Below are 1,880 nucleotides of genomic sequence, written 5' to 3'. Positions count from 1 at the left end.
CCTCAGGAGGACACCAACTAGGAGTCCGACCGGAACACAGATCCCAATCGTTATTAGTAGTTGCTTAAATTCGGGATTCATTTTGAGGAGAACGTTTCAGGTCAGAGACCGGAGCAGGTGGCGCGGAGCGTGCGTAGCACGATCCGTGACAGCTGTGGAGGTTCTCTGTAGCGCATGGTTGGGCTCCGTTTTTTCATTTTCGGATGCCGTAGTCTATTAGAATGCGATCCCACTGACGAAGCGCGTCTAAGCATTCTTTCTTCTGGGTTTGGGAATGCGTCGACTGAATCTCAAGATGGTTTCGGATGCCTTCAAAATCGTCAAAGTAGCTAGATGGCAATGGTTCGGCATTCGCCTCATGGAAACGCTTAAGAGAGGCCAACCAGAGAATCACTGCCTCGAATCTCTCAGCGTCAAAATACTGCGCACAGGCTAAGCGGTCATAGAAACGCTGCCGGTTATCAATGAACTCTCCGCGTGCGAAGCCGAATGCTTCTTCGTCGAAGAGCGCAGATTCCGATTCGGCTTTGTAATACGGATTCACGTCTGATTTTGCCCAACGTTAACGATCAGGCACCGGCGGAACGCCGGTTGCCTGCATCCGCTTGTTCTCCATTATTTTTTCGACTTCGTGTAGACTGCGATTCGCGTGGCGACAGCGCTTGTATTCTCTAGGCGTATTGCAACCAATCCATTGGTCGCATCGAACTCCTTCCACGTGCCCGGAGCGCCTCCTACCATGTGCGGTGCTTTTTCTGTTCCCATGTAGATTGTCCCAGGGTCCTTGCTGACTTCGTAACCCTTCTCTAAAATGAAGCCCACAACTATGGATGTCTCGGCGGAGATCGATACTTTTGTGACTTCCCCGGGAGCCAACGTCAGTTCCGAATGAAATTGCTCGCCATTGTCCTGTGAAATCCAGGCGGAATACCAAGTTCGAGTAGTATCAGGTTCTGTCGGGGCCGCGGAGTGGGTTGACTTGCTCTCGCAACCTGAGAGGCCTAGTACACAGAGACAGAATATCAATTGGCGCATGATTCTTGGAGAACGTCAAAGCGCATCCACCGCTACCGAGGGCGGAAGGCTACAACAGGGTAATAGGTTCAAACTACATAAGACTCACTCAACATCACGGCTGGTAGCGGTTGGATGCCGCGGCTTGTTAGGGCTTTGGAATTTTGAGGGGCACGGACTTCAAGGGAGACTCAAAGAAAACGGTGACCATTCGCTCATCCGCAGCCCAATTGTAGCCGCTAATCACCTGTGGCTCAACCTCTCGAAGGACAAATCGATTGAGAGTCTTGTCGTAGATCTTCAATTTGTGGGATTTTGCGCCGTGATAATAGCTCTCTGGTATAATGACAAATCGGCCGGATGGGGAAATCGAATACGGATAAGAAGCATTTCCGATTTCGACTCCGTGATACGCAAGGTAGGTGTAATGAGCCACCGCCTCCCACAATGAATTCGACGCTACGCTACCGGCTTGTTCGTAAAATCCATCTCCAACATCCTTCTTGTCCTCCTTGCCGCCAAAGAGATTCGGAACCGGGCTCTGCGAATGTTGCATCCATTCAGACGTCTGCTGTCGCTCAGTCGCGCCTCCTGCCATCCGCACACTTGTAGTGCACGAACTTAAGGCGACGTAAGCCGCTAAGAGAATGTGGGGACGGAGATTCATTTTGCCCTAACGTTAAAGATGAGACGACCCTGCCGATGGCGCGTCTGATGCGGAAGCATCAGACGTGACAGCGGTAGGGGTAGTCTCTGGCGCCTCATAAGCTCGATTTCAGCCACAACAAAGGCTACACCACTCGTTCCCAAATGGAACCCAAAACGGCCGCGTGATGCAATCTGATGTGACGCCAAGACCTCCGCGC

General features: G+C 51.8%; 3 protein-coding genes. All 3 read right to left on the bottom strand.

Annotated elements, in window-relative coordinates; genetic code table 11:
* Positions 1–193 precede the first annotated feature (193 nt).
* Positions 194–544 carry a hypothetical protein gene (locus JIN85_RS20275; RefSeq protein WP_200274276.1) on the bottom strand — a complete coding sequence of 117 codons (351 nt, stop codon included), beginning with the start codon at positions 542–544 and terminating at the stop codon, positions 194–196.
* Positions 545–615: 71 nt separating this feature from the next.
* Positions 616–1,035 (bottom strand): hypothetical protein, encoded by a 420-nt coding sequence (locus tag JIN85_RS21515; RefSeq protein WP_234047538.1) that lies wholly within the window; start codon positions 1,033–1,035, stop codon positions 616–618.
* Positions 1,036–1,162: 127 nt separating this feature from the next.
* Positions 1,163–1,570, bottom strand: a complete 408-nt coding sequence (locus tag JIN85_RS20265) for a hypothetical protein (protein ID WP_200274274.1) — start codon at positions 1,568–1,570, stop codon at positions 1,163–1,165.
* Between the last annotated feature and the right edge of the window lie 310 nt (positions 1,571–1,880).

It is taken from the genome of Luteolibacter pohnpeiensis (assembly GCF_016595435.1).
GTDB lineage: Bacteria > Verrucomicrobiota > Verrucomicrobiia > Verrucomicrobiales > Akkermansiaceae > Luteolibacter > Luteolibacter pohnpeiensis.
Note: the sequence above shows the minus strand (reverse complement) of the source record. Positions and strands in the feature narration are given on the sequence as shown.

What these genes read in the sequence shown, in the direction of transcription:
- JIN85_RS21515 (WP_234047538.1), bottom strand. Translation starts at nt 1,035, where the DNA reads ATGCGCCAATTGATATTCTGTCTCTGTGTACTAGGCCTCTCAGGTTGC.
- JIN85_RS20265 (WP_200274274.1), bottom strand. Translation starts at nt 1,570, where the DNA reads ATGCAACATTCGCAGAGCCCGGTTCCGAATCTCTTTGGCGGCAAGGAG.